Source organism: Bacillus cabrialesii (genome assembly GCF_004124315.2).
Classification (GTDB): domain Bacteria; phylum Bacillota; class Bacilli; order Bacillales; family Bacillaceae; genus Bacillus; species Bacillus cabrialesii.
This window is the reverse complement of sequence record NZ_CP096889.1, coordinates 952,847-970,000: the sequence shown is the minus strand read 5'-3', so window position 1 is coordinate 970,000 and position 17,154 is coordinate 952,847. Positions and strand designations below refer to the sequence as shown.

Here is a 17,154-nt window from a genome sequence, read left to right as displayed (position 1 = left end):
CAAGGGTTGCGCTCGTTGCGGGACTTAACCCAACATCTCACGACACGAGCTGACGACAACCATGCACCACCTGTCACTCTGCCCCCGAAGGGGACGTCCTATCTCTAGGATTGTCAGAGGATGTCAAGACCTGGTAAGGTTCTTCGCGTTGCTTCGAATTAAACCACATGCTCCACCGCTTGTGCGGGCCCCCGTCAATTCCTTTGAGTTTCAGTCTTGCGACCGTACTCCCCAGGCGGAGTGCTTAATGCGTTAGCTGCAGCACTAAGGGGCGGAAACCCCCTAACACTTAGCACTCATCGTTTACGGCGTGGACTACCAGGGTATCTAATCCTGTTCGCTCCCCACGCTTTCGCTCCTCAGCGTCAGTTACAGACCAGAGAGTCGCCTTCGCCACTGGTGTTCCTCCACATCTCTACGCATTTCACCGCTACACGTGGAATTCCACTCTCCTCTTCTGCACTCAAGTTCCCCAGTTTCCAATGACCCTCCCCGGTTGAGCCGGGGGCTTTCACATCAGACTTAAGAAACCGCCTGCGAGCCCTTTACGCCCAATAATTCCGGACAACGCTTGCCACCTACGTATTACCGCGGCTGCTGGCACGTAGTTAGCCGTGGCTTTCTGGTTAGGTACCGTCAAGGTACCGCCCTATTCGAACGGTACTTGTTCTTCCCTAACAACAGAGCTTTACGATCCGAAAACCTTCATCACTCACGCGGCGTTGCTCCGTCAGACTTTCGTCCATTGCGGAAGATTCCCTACTGCTGCCTCCCGTAGGAGTCTGGGCCGTGTCTCAGTCCCAGTGTGGCCGATCACCCTCTCAGGTCGGCTACGCATCGTTGCCTTGGTGAGCCGTTACCTCACCAACTAGCTAATGCGCCGCGGGTCCATCTGTAAGTGGTAGCCGAAGCCACCTTTTATGTTTGAACCATGCGGTTCAAACAAGCATCCGGTATTAGCCCCGGTTTCCCGGAGTTATCCCAGTCTTACAGGCAGGTTACCCACGTGTTACTCACCCGTCCGCCGCTAACATCAGGGAGCAAGCTCCCATCTGTCCGCTCGACTTGCATGTATTAGGCACGCCGCCAGCGTTCGTCCTGAGCCAGGATCAAACTCTCCGATAAATGGATCACAGGTTAAGTTCACCGCATCCTGCGGCGACGCCTGTGTGATCTGCATCATGCAGATCCTAGTTTGACTGACTACGCACATCGCTGTGCGATTTTATAATAATGAATTAACAGGTACGTTTTGTCTTGTTTAGTTTTCAAAGATCATTTCCACTTCTTGTCGAAGCGACTTTATTAATATAACATTTCGACTTTCTTTTGTCAAATGTTTTTTTAATTTATTTCTCCGCCGCTGTGAGCTTATTTTTTCAGAAGCGCATCAGCGACGTTTAATAATATATCATGGTCAAGAATCAGAGTCAACATCTTTTTTAAAAGAATATCCTCGGTGATAGACAGACTGCCCTTTCGTTTCTATCTGACAGACGTTAATTAGCCCCTTGTCCGTCAGGTAATCCAGCATAACGCCTAGGTCTTGGGTAAAGTGCTTTAAGTCAGGGTGCTGAAGAAGCTCACCAAATTGCCAAATGTCTTTTTCTTTCATTACTTCGAAAAGGTGTGCCGAACCGATCTCGGCTTTGGAATGGATGAGAAAATCATTTGCTAAGAATAATAATTCGAGTCTTTTTTCCAAGCTCTCGTGACTTTCAATCAGCTCGGAATATAATTTGTACACTTGCGGCTCCATCTGGCGCACTTGGCTCCATACCGTGGTTTCCGGATGGAATCCTCTGTCGATCACTTCAATACGAGCTAAATGATGCAGCGCATGAACAACGGCATTGTATGCATCTAAAAATTGATCGGTTTCAAAAAAAGCTTTTCCTTCAACATATCTTCTGATTAATTTGCCGTATTCAAGTCCGATCTTCAGTTTGCGTTCAGCAAACGGGAATGTGTTCAGCCTGTCAATCAGCTCGACAATGTATTCGTTACGGTCAAACATGACTTTACCATTTACAATCCAATCTATGATTCTTCTATTTGTCCCGAGCAAAATCCATTCTTGAATCTGAGAATCTGTTACCACATGCAAAGAAGCTGTTTTTTGATCAAATTCATAATGCTTTATAAAAACAGGCTCGTCAGCCTCCTTTACAATCACCAGCAAGGCGGCATCAAAGTTATCTGTTAAGGAAGACGTTTTGTTTCTTCTCTCAATCATAATGACAGCCAATGTGTTGGGATGACTTGCTCTTTCTTGGTAAATTGGACGGAGAAGATTATCCATCACTATTCCTCCAATGCAATTGCTCAAAATTTTTTATTCTCTATTTGATTCAATTCTATGGTTAAAACGAAATTCCTTTTTTCTAAACACATTGAACTATTATAAACAATTTCACAGTAAGTCTCCATATGTAAATTCCAGTTCAACCGAAAACATGAAGAAAATCCCATCGGGTTTGTGCTATAGTTAAATCAGAGGGGGATGGACATGGCGAAATACTCCAGCAAAATTAATAAAATCAGAACATTCGCTTTAAGTTTGGTTTTCGTTGGGTTTATCATTATGTACATCGGGATCTTTTTCAAAGAGTCGGTTTTGCTTTCTAGTTTGTTCATGATACTCGGGCTTTTATCCATCGGTCTCAGCACGCTTGTTTACTTTTGGATCGGAATGCTATCGACCAAAGCAGTTCGCGTCATATGCCCGGGCTGTGAAAAAGAGACAAAGGTTTTAGGAAGAGTAGATATGTGCATGCATTGCAGAGAGCCGCTCACTTTAGATAAGGGATTAGAAGGAAAAGAATTTGATGAGTCTTATAATAAAAAGAAAATGTCCAAATAAAATAAGCTGACCGTTTCGTGCGGTCAGCTTATTTTTAATGGTTTTCTTTTTTCGAACACTCTTGGCAGACGCCGTAAATTTCTAAACGGTGGTGGCTTACTTTAAAACCCGTCACATGGGCAGCGAGCTGCTCCACTTCATCAAGGCCCGGGTAGTGGAAGTCCACAATTTTACCGCAGTTTTCACAAATCGCGTGATAGTGATCGGATGTGACAAAATCGAATCTGCTGGAAGCATCACCGTATGTGAGCTCTTTTACCAAACCGGATTCCCGGAACACACGCAAATTGTTATATACCGTCGCTACGCTCATGTTAGGAAATTTCCCTTCCAGAGCTTTATATATATCGTCCGCTGTTGGATGAGCCATAGAGTTAACGAGATATTCCAGAATCGCATGACGTTGAGGAGTAATGCGAACTCCGGTTTCCTTCAACGTTTCTAAGGCTTCTTTTAGTTCATGTGCAGCCATCCGTCATGCACCTCTCTTCTAAAAAAAATTCTTACATTGTAATGTTTATAATTAGTGTAACTCTTTTTACGATAATTTGTCAATTGATATTAGGGCAAAAGTAAGTACATCATTAGAGGCTGGTAGACGAATTTACTTTTCCGACATATCTTTAAGGGTTTGAAGCGCTTCGGCCACATGGTCTTTCACTTTTACCTTTCTCCATTCTTTAACGAGCCGGCCTTCTTTGTCAATCAAAAAAGTAGAGCGCTCAATTCCCATATATTCTTTTCCGAAGTTCTTCTTCAGCTTCCATACGTCAAACGCTTCTGCCAGCTTATGTTCGTCATCAACAAGAAGCAGAAAAGGAAGATTATGCTTCTCTTTAAATTTCCCGTGTTTTTCCTGGCTGTCCGGGCTGACGCCGATAATAACGGCATCCAGTTCAGCGAAGCTTTCGTGGCTGTCCCGAAAATCACATGCTTCAGTTGTGCATCCCGGTGTCATGTCTTTTGGATAAAAATAAAGCACGATATACTTTCCTTTATAATCCGATAACGTTACTGTTTCCCCATGGTCACCTTTTAACTCAAGATCAGGCGCTTTTTGTCCGATTTCTATAGTCATTGCTTTACCTCCGAATGTTTTTTTATTAAGCGTATCCAATTCTTAAGCAGATTACAACTCTCGTCCCCTGCATCTTAAGCCCGAATCCATTGTTCTTGTCAGGAAGCATGCTACAATAGAAGGGACGCATGGAGATATAGGAGGTTTTTATTCTTGCATACAAAATCAATTGAACTTCACAATGAGGCATTAGAGCACATTGTCGGCGGTGTAAACAGCCCGTCTAGATCATATAAAGCAGTCGGCGGCGGTTCTCCCGTTGCAATGGATAAAGCAAACGGCGCTTATTTTTGGGATGTGGACGGCAACAAATACATCGATTATTTAGCGGCGTACGGTCCGATCATTACCGGACATGCCCACCCGCATATTACAGAAGCGATTAAAAAAGCAGCAGAGAACGGTGTATTGTATGGAACACCGACGAAACATGAGGTTACATTTGCAAAGATGCTTAAAGAAGCCATTCCCGCTATGGACAAAGTAAGATTCGTCAATTCAGGAACAGAAGCTGTTATGACGACCATCCGCGTGGCTCGCGCATATACAGGCCGGACAAAAATCATCAAATTTGCAGGCTGTTATCACGGGCATTCGGATCTTGTGCTTGTGGCTGCCGGCTCCGGCCCGTCTACTCTCGGCACGCCAGACTCAGCCGGTGTACCGAAAAGCATTGCAAACGAAGTGATCACAGTTCCATTTAATGATATCGAAAGCTATAAAGCGGCCCTTGATAAATGGGGCAGTGAAATCGCGGCGGTGCTCGTTGAGCCGATTGTCGGGAACTTCGGAATTGTTGAGCCAAAAGAAGGTTTCTTAGAAAAAGTAAATGAATTGACACACGATGCAGGCGCACTCGTTATTTACGATGAAGTCATTACAGCTTTCCGCTTTATGTATGGCGGCGCACAGGATCTCTTACAGGTTAAACCGGATTTAACCGCACTAGGAAAAATTATCGGCGGCGGACTTCCGATCGGCGCCTATGGCGGTAAAAAAGAAATCATGGAGCAAGTAGCTCCGCTTGGACCGGCTTATCAGGCTGGAACAATGGCCGGGAATCCCGCTTCCATCCTGTCAGGCATCGCTTGTCTGGAAGTGCTCAAAGAGGAAGGCGTGTATGAAAAGCTTGATCATCTTGGCGCAATGCTGGAGAAAGGCATTTTACAACACGCGGAAACACACGGCATCACGATTACCGTTAACCGCTTAAAAGGCGCGCTCACGGTTTATTTTTCTGATGAAAAAGTCGAAAATTATGAGCAGGCTGAACGGAGTGACGGAGAAACATTCGCTGCGTTTTTCAAGCTGATGCTGGAACGCGGAATAAATTTAGCGCCTTCTAAATATGAAGCCTGGTTTATTACAACTGCACACACAGAGCAGGATATTAAAGACACGCTTGCAGCGGTTGAGGATGCTTTTAAACATCTTAAAAACTAAAATCAGACACCTTTGACAGGAGCATTAAGCTCCTGTTTTTTTATTGATTCAAACAGCGTGTAAGATTTTGGTCTTTTTCTTGAAAAATAGCTTGAATATTTGTATCGATCCCTGTATATTACTTAATTGTTTAGCAAATAAACTGACCGGGAATTTTAAGGATTAGGCATTTGCTATGTCACACAATTTACTATAGAAAGGAATGCACGCACAAACCAATGAAACTTGGTGCCCGCATTTTTAAAACCGGGATTGCGATTACACTTGCCCTTTATTTGGCTTCGTGGATCGGGCTTCCCGCGCCGATTTTCGCTGGGATTGCAGCGATATTTGCGATCCAGCCGTCAATTTACCGCTCTTTTCTCATTATTATTGATCAGGTTCAGGCAAATATTATCGGCGCTGTAATTGCCACAGTATTCGGCCTTATTTTCGGACCCAGCCCGATTATGATCGGGTTGACAGCAGTTATTGTCATTACCATCATGCTGAAACTTAAAATTGAACATACCATTTCGATTGCTCTTGTCACAGTTATTGCGATTTTAGAATCCGCCGGTGACGACTTTTTAATGTTCGCGCTGATCAGAACAAGCACAGTCATCTTAGGGGTCCTTTCTTCCTTTATCGTTAACCTTGTGTTTTTGCCTCCTAAGTATGAAACAAAGCTGATTCATAATACGGTCGAAAACACAGAAGAAATTATGAAGTGGATCAGGCTGTCCATGCGGCAGTCAACAGAGCATTCGATTTTGAAAGAGGATATTGAAAAACTGAAAGAAAAAATGATCAAGCTTGATCAGACTTATCTTCTATATAAAGAAGAAAGAAGTTACTTTAAGAAAACGACCTATGTGAAATCAAGAAAGCTTGTCCTGTTCAGGCAGGCCATTATCACTGCAAACCGGGCGCTTGATACATTGAAGAAGCTGCATCGTCTGGAAAACGACATCTATCATATGCCTGAAGAGTTTCAGGAAACACTGACTGAAGAGCTTGATTACCTGCTTTACTGGCACGAACGGATTTTGATGCGGTTTGTCGGTAAAATCAAGCCGCATGATGACGCAGATGAAGAAGGCATTCAATATAAGCAGCTTTTAACAAAGTCTTTCTTAAAAAATCAGCAGAACACGGATGATGAACTTATTGATTACAACATGCTCAATATTATGGCAAGCGCCGTAGAATATCGCGAGCATCTTGAGCATTTGGAAACCCTCATCACAAGTTTTCAAACGTATCATCCGAAAGACTGCGAAATAGAAACAGAAGAGTAACCCGGTTAAACAGCCGGGTTTTTTATATACAAAAAAATCTTATATCCTTCATTAAAAGGATATAAGATTGATTTTTCAGTTCAAATTTTGAATGGTAAATAAGTGCTTGTACTGGCTGTCATAGTCCATAAGTTCATCATGAGTTCCGATTTCGATGATTGTGCCGTTTTCCATGACAACAATCTTATCCGCATGTGTGATCGTCGATAAGCGGTGGGCGACAACAAAAGTTGTTCTGTCCTTTGCCAGTTTGTCCATTGCTTCTTGAATGTAGTGCTCACTTTCCAGATCAAGAGCCGATGTCGCTTCATCTAAAATGAGGAGCGGCGGATTTTTCAGAAATACCCGCGCGATTGAGATTCGCTGCTTTTGTCCGCCTGACAGCTTAACGCCTCTTTCTCCAACCCGGGTCTCATACCCTTCAGGAAAACTCATAATAAATTCATGGGCATTGGCAGCTTTGGCGGCTTCGATAATGTCGTCAAGAGTGGCATCAGGTTTGCCGATTACGATATTTTCCCGAATCGTCTCACTGAATAAAAAGGTATCCTGAAGCACCATGCCAACCTGATTGCGAAGGCTTCTCGCTTCATAATCACGAATATCTGTCCCGTCAATCAGCAGCCTGCCGCTGGTCACATCATAAAATCTCGGGATTAGGCTGACAAGTGTTGATTTGCCTCCTCCGCTCATGCCGACAAGCGCTACGGTTTCTCCTCTATTTACTTTTAAAGAGACATCATGGAGAATGTTTTCTTTTTCTTTTTCATATTGAAAGGAAACGTTTTGAAATTCCACTTCTCCGCGGATCTGCTCGGCCTTAATGGCATTTGGTTTATCAGTGAGTTCATATGGCTCGTCAATAAATTCAAACACCCTGTCCATTGACGCGATTGACTGTGTCAACGTTGTAGAGGAATTAATCAGCCTTCTAACAGGATTGTACATTCTGTCAATATATCCGACAAACGCGACCATTGTTCCGACTGTCAGCGGTCCATTAATGACAAAATAGCCGGCGCACGCGATCACGATGAGCGGAGCCAAATCTGTAATCGTATTGACGACCGCAAAGGTTTTGGCATTCCAATTCGTGTGGCGGATGGCCTTATCTAAGAAATGGCCGTTTTTCTCATTAAATTGAGCCTGTTCATGATCTTCTATCGCAAAGCTTCTGATGACAGGCATGCCTTGAATGCGTTCGTGCAAATGCCCCTGCACTTGAGCCAGCGCCTGCGAGCGCTCCCTCGTCAGCTTTCTTAAACGGCCGTAAAAATACTTCACTGATATGCCGTATAATGGGAATAAAACGATAGAGATCAGCGTTAATTTAACGTCCAGTGTGAGCATGATAGAGATTACAATCAAAATCGTCAGCATATCAAGCCATATATTCATCAGGCCTGTGATGACAAAATCCTTTGTTTGTTCCACATCATTGATCACTCGGGAAATGACTTCCCCTGTTCTCGTATTCGCGTAAAAACGCAGGCTCAGTTTTTGTATATGGTCAAACAGCTTGGCTCTTATATCGTAGAGCACCTTGCTGGCTGTCCACTGGGCAAAATATTGCCGATAATATTCAACAGGCGGGCGCAAAATTAAAAATAAGGCGAACATGATCGCCATAATGGTCAACAGTGACGTTGTTTTGTCACTGGCCGTTCCGCCTCCTTGAATAATGTCGTCAACTACGTACTTCAGAAGCAATGGGAGAGCAAGCGGAATGGAGAATTTTACAATCCCGATTAATACTGTAACGAAAATTTGCTTCTTATAAGGTTTGACGAATTGCATGTAGCGTTTCATAACCCCCACGCTGATTCCCCCTCTCTCTTTATCATGATGTGTGTGAGCCCATGTGAAAAACCTGTTGTACCCCGCAACAGGTTTTTACGTAACCATTATTTTGTATAATGCAAATACCGTTCATACCACATATCGACAAACTCGGGTGCAAACGGGCCCTGCCTCTGATGAATCCAATGGAGCAGCGTGTTTAAGTAGTCTCTTAAAATACTGTCAATTTCTTTTGGATAATTCATGGCTTTCCGATGATCATCATATTCGTCTTCATCGAGAATATTGTAGGTCATGTCAGGAAAAACCTTAACATCTAGGTCATAATCAATATATTTAATTGCTTCGCCATCATAGGCAAACGGAGAGCTGATATTGCAATAGTAATGAACCCCGTCTTCCCTCAGCATTCCGATGACATTAAACCATTGTCTTGCGTGAAAATAACAGATTGCGGGCTCTCTGGTTATCCATGTCCGGCCGTCTGATTCGGTTACCATCGTCCGGTCATTGGCTCCGATGACACACATTTCTGTACTTTTTAAGATTGTTGTCTCATTCCAAATTCTATGAATCAGCCCGTTATGCTTATAGCTGTGAATTTGAATGGTTTCTCCTTCCTTGGGATAGCCCATATTTCTCCCCTACTTTCTATAAAGCCCTACAGTTAGTATGTCCAAATTTGCTTACCGACAACGTCTTTTACCTATTATAACGTTACAAATTGAAAAATGAAAATAAAAGAGCCATTCCGGCCGGGGAATGGCACATTCCTGTTCTACACAAAGGAAGACGGCTTTTCTGAGCTGCGATAAGAACGAATTACCTGCTCTGTCTGCTTTTGAAACATATCCTGTATATCGGCAAGATGTTTTCGTTTTACCGCAATTTCATCCTGAATGCCGCGCAGCCTTGCATCCCTTTCCAAATGCCGGAGTTCTGCTTCTATTTGTTTGCAGCGGTCGAGCTCTGATTGGAGATCGAGAAGCTTGTCCATCGTTTTCATCTGTTCACTTACCAGCTTTTCAAATTCCGTCATCGGTTCCTCCTTCAGCCTGGTGAAAGTATAAACATTTCCTCCTTTAATCATTTCGATTCCAATGAAGCAAACCCTTTGACTCATTCTGTAGACCTTCCACAAGTTTTGTCGTTTTCTAAACAGAAAAAAAGCACTTTCACCCGAGGATGAAGTGCTTTTTTCTGTTTCAGTGATTAGCTGTTTTGTTGTTTGTTTTGTTCAGCAGATTGGTTTTGCTGTCTTACCTGCTGTACGTTCGTTTCGCTAGCGAATTCAGTGCCGAATTGACCTTGTTGGCCGGCAGCTGATTGCTGGTTTTGTTTTCTGACTTGCTGAGCGTTTGTTTCGCTAGCAAATTCAGTGCCGAATTGACCTTGACCAGCAGCTGATTGTTGGTTTTGTTTTCTGACTTGTTGTGCGTTTGTTTTGCTGAAATTATTTGAGTTAGCCATTGTTATCACCTCCACGGTCATTAGAATGTGCAGGTGATCGTATGGCTATTCCTCTTTTTTAAAAATTTTTAAACGAGCAGTGAGCGTCCGCCGTCAACGATAATTGTCTGTCCGCGGATCATGTCAGCCTTGGAAGACACCAGGAATTCAACAGTATCAACCATGTCTTTGATTTCGACCATGCGTCCCGCCGGCGTGTTTTGACGCGCATCCTCAAGCAGATCCTCTCTGTTCGGGAAATGTTTGAGGGCATCCGTATCAATCGCTCCGCCTGATACGGCATTGACGATAATTTGTTTTGGCGAAAGCTCAACCGCAAGATAACGGGTTAAAGCTTCTAATGCCGCTTTTGATACGCCAACTGTCGTGTAGTTTTCAAGGTAGCGGATCGAACCTAATGAACTGATGCTGACGATATGCCCGCCTCCGTTCTTTTCCATTAGCTTGGCCGCTTCCTGGGCGCAGAATAGCAACGCTTTCGCATTAATGTTCATTGTCCAGTCCCAGTGTGTTTCTTCTAGTTCCATGACAGGTCTTAGAACGCCTGAAGCCGCATTATTGACAAAAACATCAAGTCTGCCAAACGTTTCATCAATTTGCTGAAACATTTCTTTGATTTTTGCCGGCTGTCCCACATTTGCTTTTACGACAAGCACTTTGACGCCAAGCTTTTCGATTTCTTCCGCTGTTTCCAAAGCTGCTTTTTTGCTGCGCGCATAGTTAATGACAATGTTATAGCCGTTCTCAGCAAGTCTGATCGCGGCCGCTTTTCCGACACCGCGGCTGCTTCCTGTTACGAGTGCGCATTTATTTTGTTCCATTTTTCCTCATCTCCTTGTAGCGTATAGTTCTTTTATTTCCACAAACAATAATGGCAAGAACTTAAAAGGGGGTCTTCTGTTATGTATGTCGGACGTGATATGAGCGAATTAAACATGGTTTCCAAAGAAGATTGGAAAAACAGTGAACTCGCCTACTTTCATCATGCCTTTCAGCAAATTATGCCTTATTTGAACGAAGAAGGCCAATCAAAATACCGTGAATTAACGCAAGAAATTGAAGCGCGCGGCGGAATGAAGCGCAATGAAGCGGACTACAGCCACGGCACGCGCGTCTCTTACGATTAAGAATGTTTACGGAGCAGCCGAGTATGCGGCTGCTTCCACTGCCATCTTCCAGATTTTTTGATGCGATACCGGGAACGCAAATTGTTCGAGCTCTTCTTTCGTTACTTTTTTCAGCTCTCTGGCATCCGACACTTGTTTTACTTTACCGAAAAACACAGAAATATTCCACACCAGGTGGGTGAAAACATGCTCGACCACACCTTGCAAATCACTGATGTCAGCTTGTATCCCATATTCGTTTTCTAAAAATGCAGTAAGCTGTTCACGCTCGGTTTTGATCCCTTTTTGTGTTTCAAGATTAGGGAATTCCCACAGGTTGGCGAGCAAACCTTTTGACGGCCGTTTGTGTATATATACTTGTCCGTCTTCATCAGTCAGCACGATCGCAGCCATTGTTTTGATCCCGGGCTTTTTCTTTTTGCTTTTTACCGGAAGCTCCCGTTCAGTGCCTTCTTCAAATGCTGAGCAATGCCGTTGCACCGGGCATAGCAGGCATGAAGGTGATTTCGGCGTGCAGATCAAGGCTCCAAGCTCCATTAAGCCTTGATTGAATTCAGATGGTTTTTCCTTAGAAATAAACGCACGAATCGCTTCTTCAAAGATTGTTCTTGTTTTTGGTTTGGCGATATCATCCCAAATGGAAAGAATTCTCGACATGACACGCATCACATTGCCGTCAACCGCGGGAATCGGTTTATTATAGGCGATGCTGAGCACCGCTCCCTTTGTATAAGGGCCGACGCCTTTTAAACCGCCAAAGTCTTTCTCGTCTGGAGGAACAATGCCCCCGTATTCCTGTTTCACTTCTTTTACCGCGCTTTGCAGGTTTCTGACTCGCGAATAGTAGCCGAGCCCCTCCCATGCTTTCAGCACTTTTTCTTCATCAGCATCAGCGAGCGCTTCCACTGTCGGGAATTGTTCCACAAACCGCAGAAAGTAAGGGATCACTGTCTCTACTCTCGTTTGCTGCAGCATGACTTCAGATACCCACACTTTATATGGATCTTGGTCTTCTCTCCACGGCAGAACGCGCTGCTCTCGTTCGAACCATGAGATTAAATCATCGCGAAATTGCTGTATGTCTTTTTGTTTTAATTTGTGTTCAAGTTCGTTCATATGTGTTTCTCCCCAGTCTTTCGCGCCCCGCTTTTCTTTAGACTGTTTTTTGTTGTACACTAAGGGCACAGTACGATAATATGTTACATTAAATAGAAGTAAAGAAAAAGCGGAAACATATGAGAACGATTGAATCTGTTTAAAAATTGGGTATATGAAAATGGGGAATATCTTACAAAAGTGAATGTGCAGGACAATCCTGCAAGGAGGTCACCTATGGATACGGGTACACATGTCGTGATGGGCGTCGCACTTGGCGGTATTGCGACGCTAGACCCTGTTGTCGGATCAGATCCGGCAATGGCTCACGCTGTTATGATCGCTACGCTTGCGGGCTCTCAGGCTCCGGATATTGATACTGTGTTAAAGCTTAAAAATAATGCTGTTTATATAAGAAACCACAGAGGATTTACCCATTCAATTCCCGCCGTTTTGTTTTGGTCTGTCATCATTCCGGCGATTTTGTATTTATTTTATTCGCAGGCCGATTTTCTTCATCTATGGCTGTGGACGCTGCTGGCAGTCGTTCTGCATGTCTTTGTTGATATTTTCAACGCGTACGGAACACAAGCCATACGGCCGTTTTCGAAAAAATGGGTGGCGCTCGGGCTGATTAATACGTTTGATCCGTTTATTTTTATCAGCCATCTGGCGGCTATCGCGATTTGGTATGCAGGCGGCAATCCCGGCATTACGTTTCTCAGCTTATATATCATATTGGCAGGCTATTATTTGGTGCGCCTGATCATGCAGCTGAGAATTAAACGGAAGCTTCATGAGATGATTCATGATGAGATCGAAAGCATTATTATTTCTCCGACGATGAAATTCAGGCAATGGCGGATCGCAGTGACGACAGCCCATGCTTTCTATGTGGGGAGAAGCATGGAAGGGCATGTAGTGATTCTGGATACGTTTAATCGGGTGCCTGTTCCTGAAACCGACGTGATGCATGCGGCAAAGCAGGATGATAACATCGCGGCGTTTCTGTCATTTTCTCCGGTTTACCGGTGGGAAGTGGATACGTTTAAAGATCATTATGAGGTAAGATTTATTGACCTGCGTTATCGGAGCAAAGGCCATTATCCGTTTGTGGCCATCGTTCATATCGGCCATGATCTCACGATTCGGTCGTCTTATACGGGATGGATATTCAGCGAAGAAAAGCTTCAAAAAAAATTAAAGCTCGGCTCTATTTAGAGCCGGGCTTTTTTTCGTCTTATATATAAAGCAGCAAGCAGCAGACTGACGAGAGATATGAGCGCCGATATTTTAAAGTATGGCGGGTAGTAGACAAGCTCAATGTGATTATCTCCCTTTTGCGCCTTAAAGCCTATGAAAGCATAGTCCGCTTTTTCGATTGTCTGTGTTTTCCCGTTAATCTTCAGCTCCCAGCCTTTTTCGTAGGGGATTGGAAGCATGATGTACTTGTCTTTTGACAGATGATATGCAAATGTCAGCTTGTTTTTATCCCATTTCAGATTGTCTGCTTTGTCTGTTTTATTTTGCCGTACTGCGCTTTTTAGCGTTTGGTAGTTTTCTTCATAGAGCGCTATGTTTTTCAGCTCATATGTTCCTCTCGGAAGCTTGATCGAGATATCGCCTGATTTAGGCACTCTGACCGTTAAATCATTTACTCCGGTTTTATAAATCGATTGGTTTGATTTCCTCGTTGTGACATAATCATTGACCTTTAATGTAAATCCTTTGTCTTTTGCTTTGCTTTTCAAATAAAAGCTGACATAGTAGTCTCCCGGAGCGGATGACGCCTGTTTCGGGGTGATGATCAGTTCTCCTCCGTTTTCTCCGGTCACAGTGAGCAGTCCGTTTTCATACTCGGCATGTTTTGCGGCGATGTCCGACGTTGGAATCAGATTGGCCGGTTTGGGAGCCTGCTTCGTTTTTCCCGATGGATCTGCTAGTACAATCCCTTTCAGCATGGCCTGTTCTTTCGCAAGAGCGGATAATTTGTCCAGCTCGCTTTCGCTGTATACGGCATCGGCTGTTTTGACGAAAGGAAGCATGTATTGATTTTTATAAACTACATAATTTTCCGACTCCAAATGCTTTTTGAAGCCGTACGGGACGTTGGCTTCGTTTGTTTTTTCCGTCATATAATATTTGCCGTAAAGCAGACTGTATACATTCGCCCTGTCTCCCAATGACGCATAACGGCTGACGCTTTCCCTCCCCATATCGATACTCAAATCATTCCAATAGAAGGTCAGCAAATGTTGGTTTAAAATGCTGGAATAGGCGCTGAATCCATTAAACCCGTAAATGATTGGCGTATTATTGAAGACTCCGTTCATCCAGTCTATTCTCATGAGCGGATCATCGTCTTTCTTCTGTAAACGCCTGATAAGCTCAGAGGATTCTTGCCCTTTGTATTCTTCACCCGTGAGATATGCTTTTGTTACACTGTCCAGACCGCCCCCTTCTGAGAGCGCGTATTTTTGATAGGTGTTGGCGACAAACAGCGAAGAAAGAATGATCACACCGTACACAGCCACCGTTGCCCGTTTTTTCGTAAAAGCTGCTGCAAACAAGGCAGCGATTGTCAGGAATAAAAGCAATAGAATGCTTTCATTCGCAGGCTTCCATATATCAAGCTCATACCTTTGGATATGATACAAGTAAAGAAGAAGGACAACCGCGGCAGCCGGGAGCAGTTCTTTCCATTTCAGTTCAGACAGCTGTGACAGGCCCGCCGCAGCTGCCCCCGCAATGGTAAAGGCCAGAACATACTCAAACCGGTTTTGCGGAGCGGAAAAGCCGTTAAATGCGCTTGCCGCATACGGGCTGAAATGAAAAAGAATAAACAGCAGGCTCAATCCGGCAAACAGACGAAACACGCGGTTTTTGTAAAAAGAAGCAATAAACAAAAACAGCAGAAATGCGGCCGGCACAATGATGATCCGGCTTGAAAATAAGATATTATCATCGAAATTGAGCCACTCTATTTTCTGGCTGTACGGCGGGCGCAGGTTGTTCAAATAACCATATACCACCGGCACAAACGCCGCCGCACTGATGCCAAAAGAAATGAGACCTGACACCAAAAACATTCGGCATTGAATCCATCTCTTCTCTTCATGCTTTTCCAGTCGAATCAGCCATCTGAACAGCACATAGAACCCGATGAATATGAGGTTTATGTACGCAAAGTAAAAATTGTTGATTAACGTCAGCGAACACGCAATGATAAACCATGCCGGACGCCGCTCTCTCATGATTTTTTCTGCTCCGAGCACAAGCAGCGGAAGCCAAATCATTGTATCGGTAAAGAAATCCCAATACGCTTCGTGACGGAAATAAATGATTGAGGCACCGTATAATACAGCCCCCGTAAACGAAGCCGCTCTGTGTTTAAGAAGATATTGAAAAACAGAAGCGGCTGTAAAGATGACCAGGCTCAGTTTGAAAATACTGATAAAAACAGCTGACTGCGCCCAAAACAGCGTATCCGGTTCTCCAATCAGCTGAACGGCTTGAAGCAGCCAGACGGCGGCGGATACCGCAAGAAAAAGAAAGGAAGCAGAAAAATAATAGCCGAGCTGACTGAATGTACCGCCGCCGAGTCCGAATGAATAATTGTAGAAAAAATTCCCGTGTGTATATTGGTCAAATAATAATTTTTTAAATACGATCATTTGCGCAAGTCCGTCACCCGGACCTGTCATGTATCTGCCGTCCGCCCATTCTTTCACAAAAAAAGCGTGTGCAAGAACGGATACGAGCAGACTGGCCGCATAGATCATGACATATTTTCTTTTCATATGAATTCTCCAGTCTTGCCTTTAAAATGGTAGACACGCAAAAAAAGCACTGCCAATGGCGCTTGGGGGATTTCAGTGCATTTTTGTCAGACGCCGCACGCTTTTCAATTCGTTTGTTTCAGGCAGGTCTTTGTTCGGGATATTCGCTTCTTTAATCAAATAATGCGGGCGTTTTTTTGTTTCATAATAGATCCGGCCAATATATTCGCCTATGATTCCTAGGCTTAACAGCTGTACCCCGCCGAGAAATAATACCGCCGAGATAATAGTGAAATATCCGGGGACAGAAATGCCGTTAGTCAGAATTTTAACGAATGTGGCAATGATATAAATGATGGAAAGCAGTAAAATGAAAATGCCGGTATAAAAGCATATTCTCAGCGGCTTATGATTGAATGAAACGACGCCGTCCATTCCGTAGTTAAACAGACTGCTGAACGACCATTTTGATGTTCCGTTTTTCCGTTCGACATTTTCATAAAACACAATTTTCTGATCGAAGCCGATCCAGCAAAACAGGCCTTTTGAGAAGCGGTTGCCTTCGCTCAGCTTCAAAAGGGCGTCTACTGCTTGGCGGCTTAGAAGCCGAAAGTCTCCGACACCGTCGCGCAAATCAACCTCCACCGCTTTATTGATGAATTTGTAATACAGAGATGACAGGATTGAGCGGACAGGGCTGTCGCCTTTTCTATTCCTTTGGGCAATGACTTGGTCATAGCCTTCTTCATAGCCTTTGATAAACTCCGTCAGCAAATAAGTCGGATGCTGCAGATCGGCGTCCATTACAATAACCGCCTCGCCTTGAACATGCTCAAAGCCCGCCAGAATCGCGGCTTCTTTTCCGAAGTTTCGAGAAAAAGATATGTATTTTACCCGGCTGCATACGGCTGCCAAGTCTTTGATCTGCTGAAGCGTGTCATCAACACTTCCGTCGTTTATGAAGAATATTTCATAGTCATAATGAATGCTTTTGAATTCCTTTTTCAAAGATTCATGAATGAGTTTGACATTATACCCTTCATTGTAAGACGGGATAATAATCGAAATTAATCCTTTCTTCATTAAGGCACCTTCTTTTTATTATTCTTTTTAAGTATTGCCTTAGGGGAGTTTTGCACAAATCTTCAGTAAGGCTATTCCTTTTTTAAAAGTCGTTTAAACCTGTTTTTTGTTACATTTTTATGATGACATTCAAGAT

General features: G+C 43.8%; 16 protein-coding genes and 1 rRNA gene (1 of these 17 running past the window's edge). 5 read left to right on the top strand and 12 right to left on the bottom strand.

Features of this window, described 5'->3' with window-relative positions:
* Positions 1–1,125 (bottom strand): 16S ribosomal RNA (locus tag EFK13_RS04910) (it extends 425 nt beyond the left edge of the window).
* 292 nt (positions 1,126–1,417) lie between these two features.
* Entirely contained in the window at positions 1,418–2,302 is an 885-nt protein-coding gene (locus tag EFK13_RS04905) for a nucleotidyltransferase-like protein (RefSeq protein WP_129506313.1), read from the bottom strand.
* A 207-nt stretch (positions 2,303–2,509) separates the two neighbouring features.
* Between EFK13_RS04905 and EFK13_RS04900 the strand changes: the two genes are divergently transcribed.
* Entirely contained in the window at positions 2,510–2,863 is a 354-nt protein-coding gene (locus tag EFK13_RS04900) for a YgzB family protein (protein WP_129506314.1), read from the top strand.
* 34 nt (positions 2,864–2,897) lie between these two features.
* On the opposite strand, the gene perR is transcribed toward EFK13_RS04900, so the two are convergent.
* The gene (gene perR / locus EFK13_RS04895) at positions 2,898–3,335 is read right to left on the bottom strand and encodes a peroxide-responsive transcriptional repressor PerR (RefSeq protein ID WP_003223285.1); all 438 of its coding nucleotides are present in this window, start codon (positions 3,333–3,335) and stop codon (positions 2,898–2,900) included.
* A gap of 132 nt (positions 3,336–3,467) precedes the next feature.
* Positions 3,468–3,941 carry a thioredoxin-dependent thiol peroxidase gene (gene bcp, locus EFK13_RS04890; protein ID WP_003223280.1) on the bottom strand — a complete coding sequence of 158 codons (474 nt, stop codon included), beginning with the start codon at positions 3,939–3,941 and terminating at the stop codon, positions 3,468–3,470.
* 153 nt (positions 3,942–4,094) lie between these two features.
* Here bcp and EFK13_RS04885 point away from each other — a divergent pair, with 153 nt between their 5' ends.
* Together EFK13_RS04885 and EFK13_RS04880 are read left to right on the top strand one after the other, a co-directional pair.
* On the top strand, positions 4,095–5,384 hold the full coding sequence (locus EFK13_RS04885) for a glutamate-1-semialdehyde 2,1-aminomutase (RefSeq protein WP_129506315.1): 1,290 nt from the start codon (positions 4,095–4,097) through the stop codon (positions 5,382–5,384).
* Positions 5,385–5,602: 218 nt separating this feature from the next.
* On the top strand, positions 5,603–6,664 hold the full coding sequence (locus EFK13_RS04880; RefSeq protein WP_129506316.1) for an aromatic acid exporter family protein: 1,062 nt from the start codon (positions 5,603–5,605) through the stop codon (positions 6,662–6,664).
* Between the two features lie 75 nt (positions 6,665–6,739).
* Here the strand turns inward: EFK13_RS04880 and EFK13_RS04875 are convergent, their stop codons facing one another.
* The 5 genes from EFK13_RS04875 to fabL form a co-directional block, all read right to left on the bottom strand.
* On the bottom strand, positions 6,740–8,482 hold the full coding sequence (locus EFK13_RS04875; protein ID WP_129506317.1) for an ABC transporter ATP-binding protein: 1,743 nt from the start codon (positions 8,480–8,482) through the stop codon (positions 6,740–6,742).
* Positions 8,483–8,568: 86 nt separating this feature from the next.
* A complete protein-coding gene (gene ntdP, locus EFK13_RS04870) occupies positions 8,569–9,099 on the bottom strand; it encodes a nucleoside tri-diphosphate phosphatase (protein WP_075749749.1) in 531 nt (176 codons plus the stop codon).
* Between the two features lie 143 nt (positions 9,100–9,242).
* A complete protein-coding gene (locus EFK13_RS04865) occupies positions 9,243–9,503 on the bottom strand; it encodes a YgaB family protein (RefSeq protein WP_014113115.1) in 261 nt (86 codons plus the stop codon).
* 173 nt (positions 9,504–9,676) lie between these two features.
* Positions 9,677–9,934: a gamma type acid-soluble spore protein SspE gene (gene sspE, locus EFK13_RS04860; protein WP_064813949.1), complete on the bottom strand. Its 258-nt coding sequence runs from the start codon at positions 9,932–9,934 to the stop codon at positions 9,677–9,679.
* A gap of 68 nt (positions 9,935–10,002) precedes the next feature.
* Positions 10,003–10,755, bottom strand: coding sequence for an enoyl-[acyl-carrier-protein] reductase FabL (gene fabL, locus EFK13_RS04855; RefSeq protein ID WP_003223262.1), 753 nt, complete (start codon positions 10,753–10,755; stop codon positions 10,003–10,005).
* Between the two features lie 81 nt (positions 10,756–10,836).
* Between fabL and EFK13_RS04850 the strand changes: the two genes are divergently transcribed.
* The gene (locus EFK13_RS04850; protein WP_003223257.1) at positions 10,837–11,061 is read left to right on the top strand and encodes a hypothetical protein; all 225 of its coding nucleotides are present in this window, start codon (positions 10,837–10,839) and stop codon (positions 11,059–11,061) included.
* 6 nt (positions 11,062–11,067) lie between these two features.
* Here EFK13_RS04850 and mutY read toward each other — a convergent pair whose 3' ends face one another.
* Positions 11,068–12,177, bottom strand: a complete 1,110-nt coding sequence (gene mutY / locus EFK13_RS04845; protein ID WP_129506318.1) for an A/G-specific adenine glycosylase — start codon at positions 12,175–12,177, stop codon at positions 11,068–11,070.
* A 216-nt stretch (positions 12,178–12,393) separates the two neighbouring features.
* Here mutY and EFK13_RS04840 point away from each other — a divergent pair, with 216 nt between their 5' ends.
* A complete protein-coding gene (locus EFK13_RS04840) occupies positions 12,394–13,377 on the top strand; it encodes a metal-dependent hydrolase (RefSeq protein ID WP_129506319.1) in 984 nt (327 codons plus the stop codon).
* Here EFK13_RS04840 and EFK13_RS04835 read toward each other — a convergent pair.
* Together EFK13_RS04835 and EFK13_RS04830 are read right to left on the bottom strand one after the other, a co-directional pair.
* Positions 13,374–15,956 carry a YfhO family protein gene (locus EFK13_RS04835; RefSeq protein WP_129506320.1) on the bottom strand — a complete coding sequence of 861 codons (2,583 nt, stop codon included), beginning with the start codon at positions 15,954–15,956 and terminating at the stop codon, positions 13,374–13,376. The two genes, EFK13_RS04840 and EFK13_RS04835, sit on opposite strands and share 4 nt — an antisense overlap.
* 72 nt (positions 15,957–16,028) lie before the next feature.
* Entirely contained in the window at positions 16,029–17,018 is a 990-nt protein-coding gene (locus tag EFK13_RS04830; protein WP_129506321.1) for a glycosyltransferase family 2 protein, read from the bottom strand.
* Positions 17,019–17,154: the final 136 nt, after the last annotated feature.

Coding starts and splice junctions, on each gene's coding strand:
- EFK13_RS04905 (WP_129506313.1), bottom strand. CDS start 2,302: ATGGATAATCTTCTCCGTCCAATTTACCAAGAAAGAGCAAGTCATCCC.
- EFK13_RS04900 (WP_129506314.1), top strand. CDS start 2,510: ATGGCGAAATACTCCAGCAAAATTAATAAAATCAGAACATTCGCTTTA.
- perR (WP_003223285.1), bottom strand. CDS start 3,335: ATGGCTGCACATGAACTAAAAGAAGCCTTAGAAACGTTGAAGGAAACC.
- bcp (WP_003223280.1), bottom strand. CDS start 3,941: ATGACTATAGAAATCGGACAAAAAGCGCCTGATCTTGAGTTAAAAGGT.
- EFK13_RS04880 (WP_129506316.1), top strand. CDS start 5,603: ATGAAACTTGGTGCCCGCATTTTTAAAACCGGGATTGCGATTACACTT.
- ntdP (WP_075749749.1), bottom strand. CDS start 9,099: ATGGGCTATCCCAAGGAAGGAGAAACCATTCAAATTCACAGCTATAAG.
- EFK13_RS04865 (WP_014113115.1), bottom strand. CDS start 9,503: ATGACGGAATTTGAAAAGCTGGTAAGTGAACAGATGAAAACGATGGAC.
- sspE (WP_064813949.1), bottom strand. CDS start 9,934: ATGGCTAACTCAAATAATTTCAGCAAAACAAACGCACAACAAGTCAGA.
- fabL (WP_003223262.1), bottom strand. CDS start 10,755: ATGGAACAAAATAAATGCGCACTCGTAACAGGAAGCAGCCGCGGTGTC.
- EFK13_RS04850 (WP_003223257.1), top strand. CDS start 10,837: ATGTATGTCGGACGTGATATGAGCGAATTAAACATGGTTTCCAAAGAA.
- mutY (WP_129506318.1), bottom strand. CDS start 12,177: ATGAACGAACTTGAACACAAATTAAAACAAAAAGACATACAGCAATTT.
- EFK13_RS04840 (WP_129506319.1), top strand. CDS start 12,394: ATGGATACGGGTACACATGTCGTGATGGGCGTCGCACTTGGCGGTATT.
- EFK13_RS04835 (WP_129506320.1), bottom strand. CDS start 15,956: ATGAAAAGAAAATATGTCATGATCTATGCGGCCAGTCTGCTCGTATCC.
- EFK13_RS04830 (WP_129506321.1), bottom strand. CDS start 17,018: ATGAAGAAAGGATTAATTTCGATTATTATCCCGTCTTACAATGAAGGG.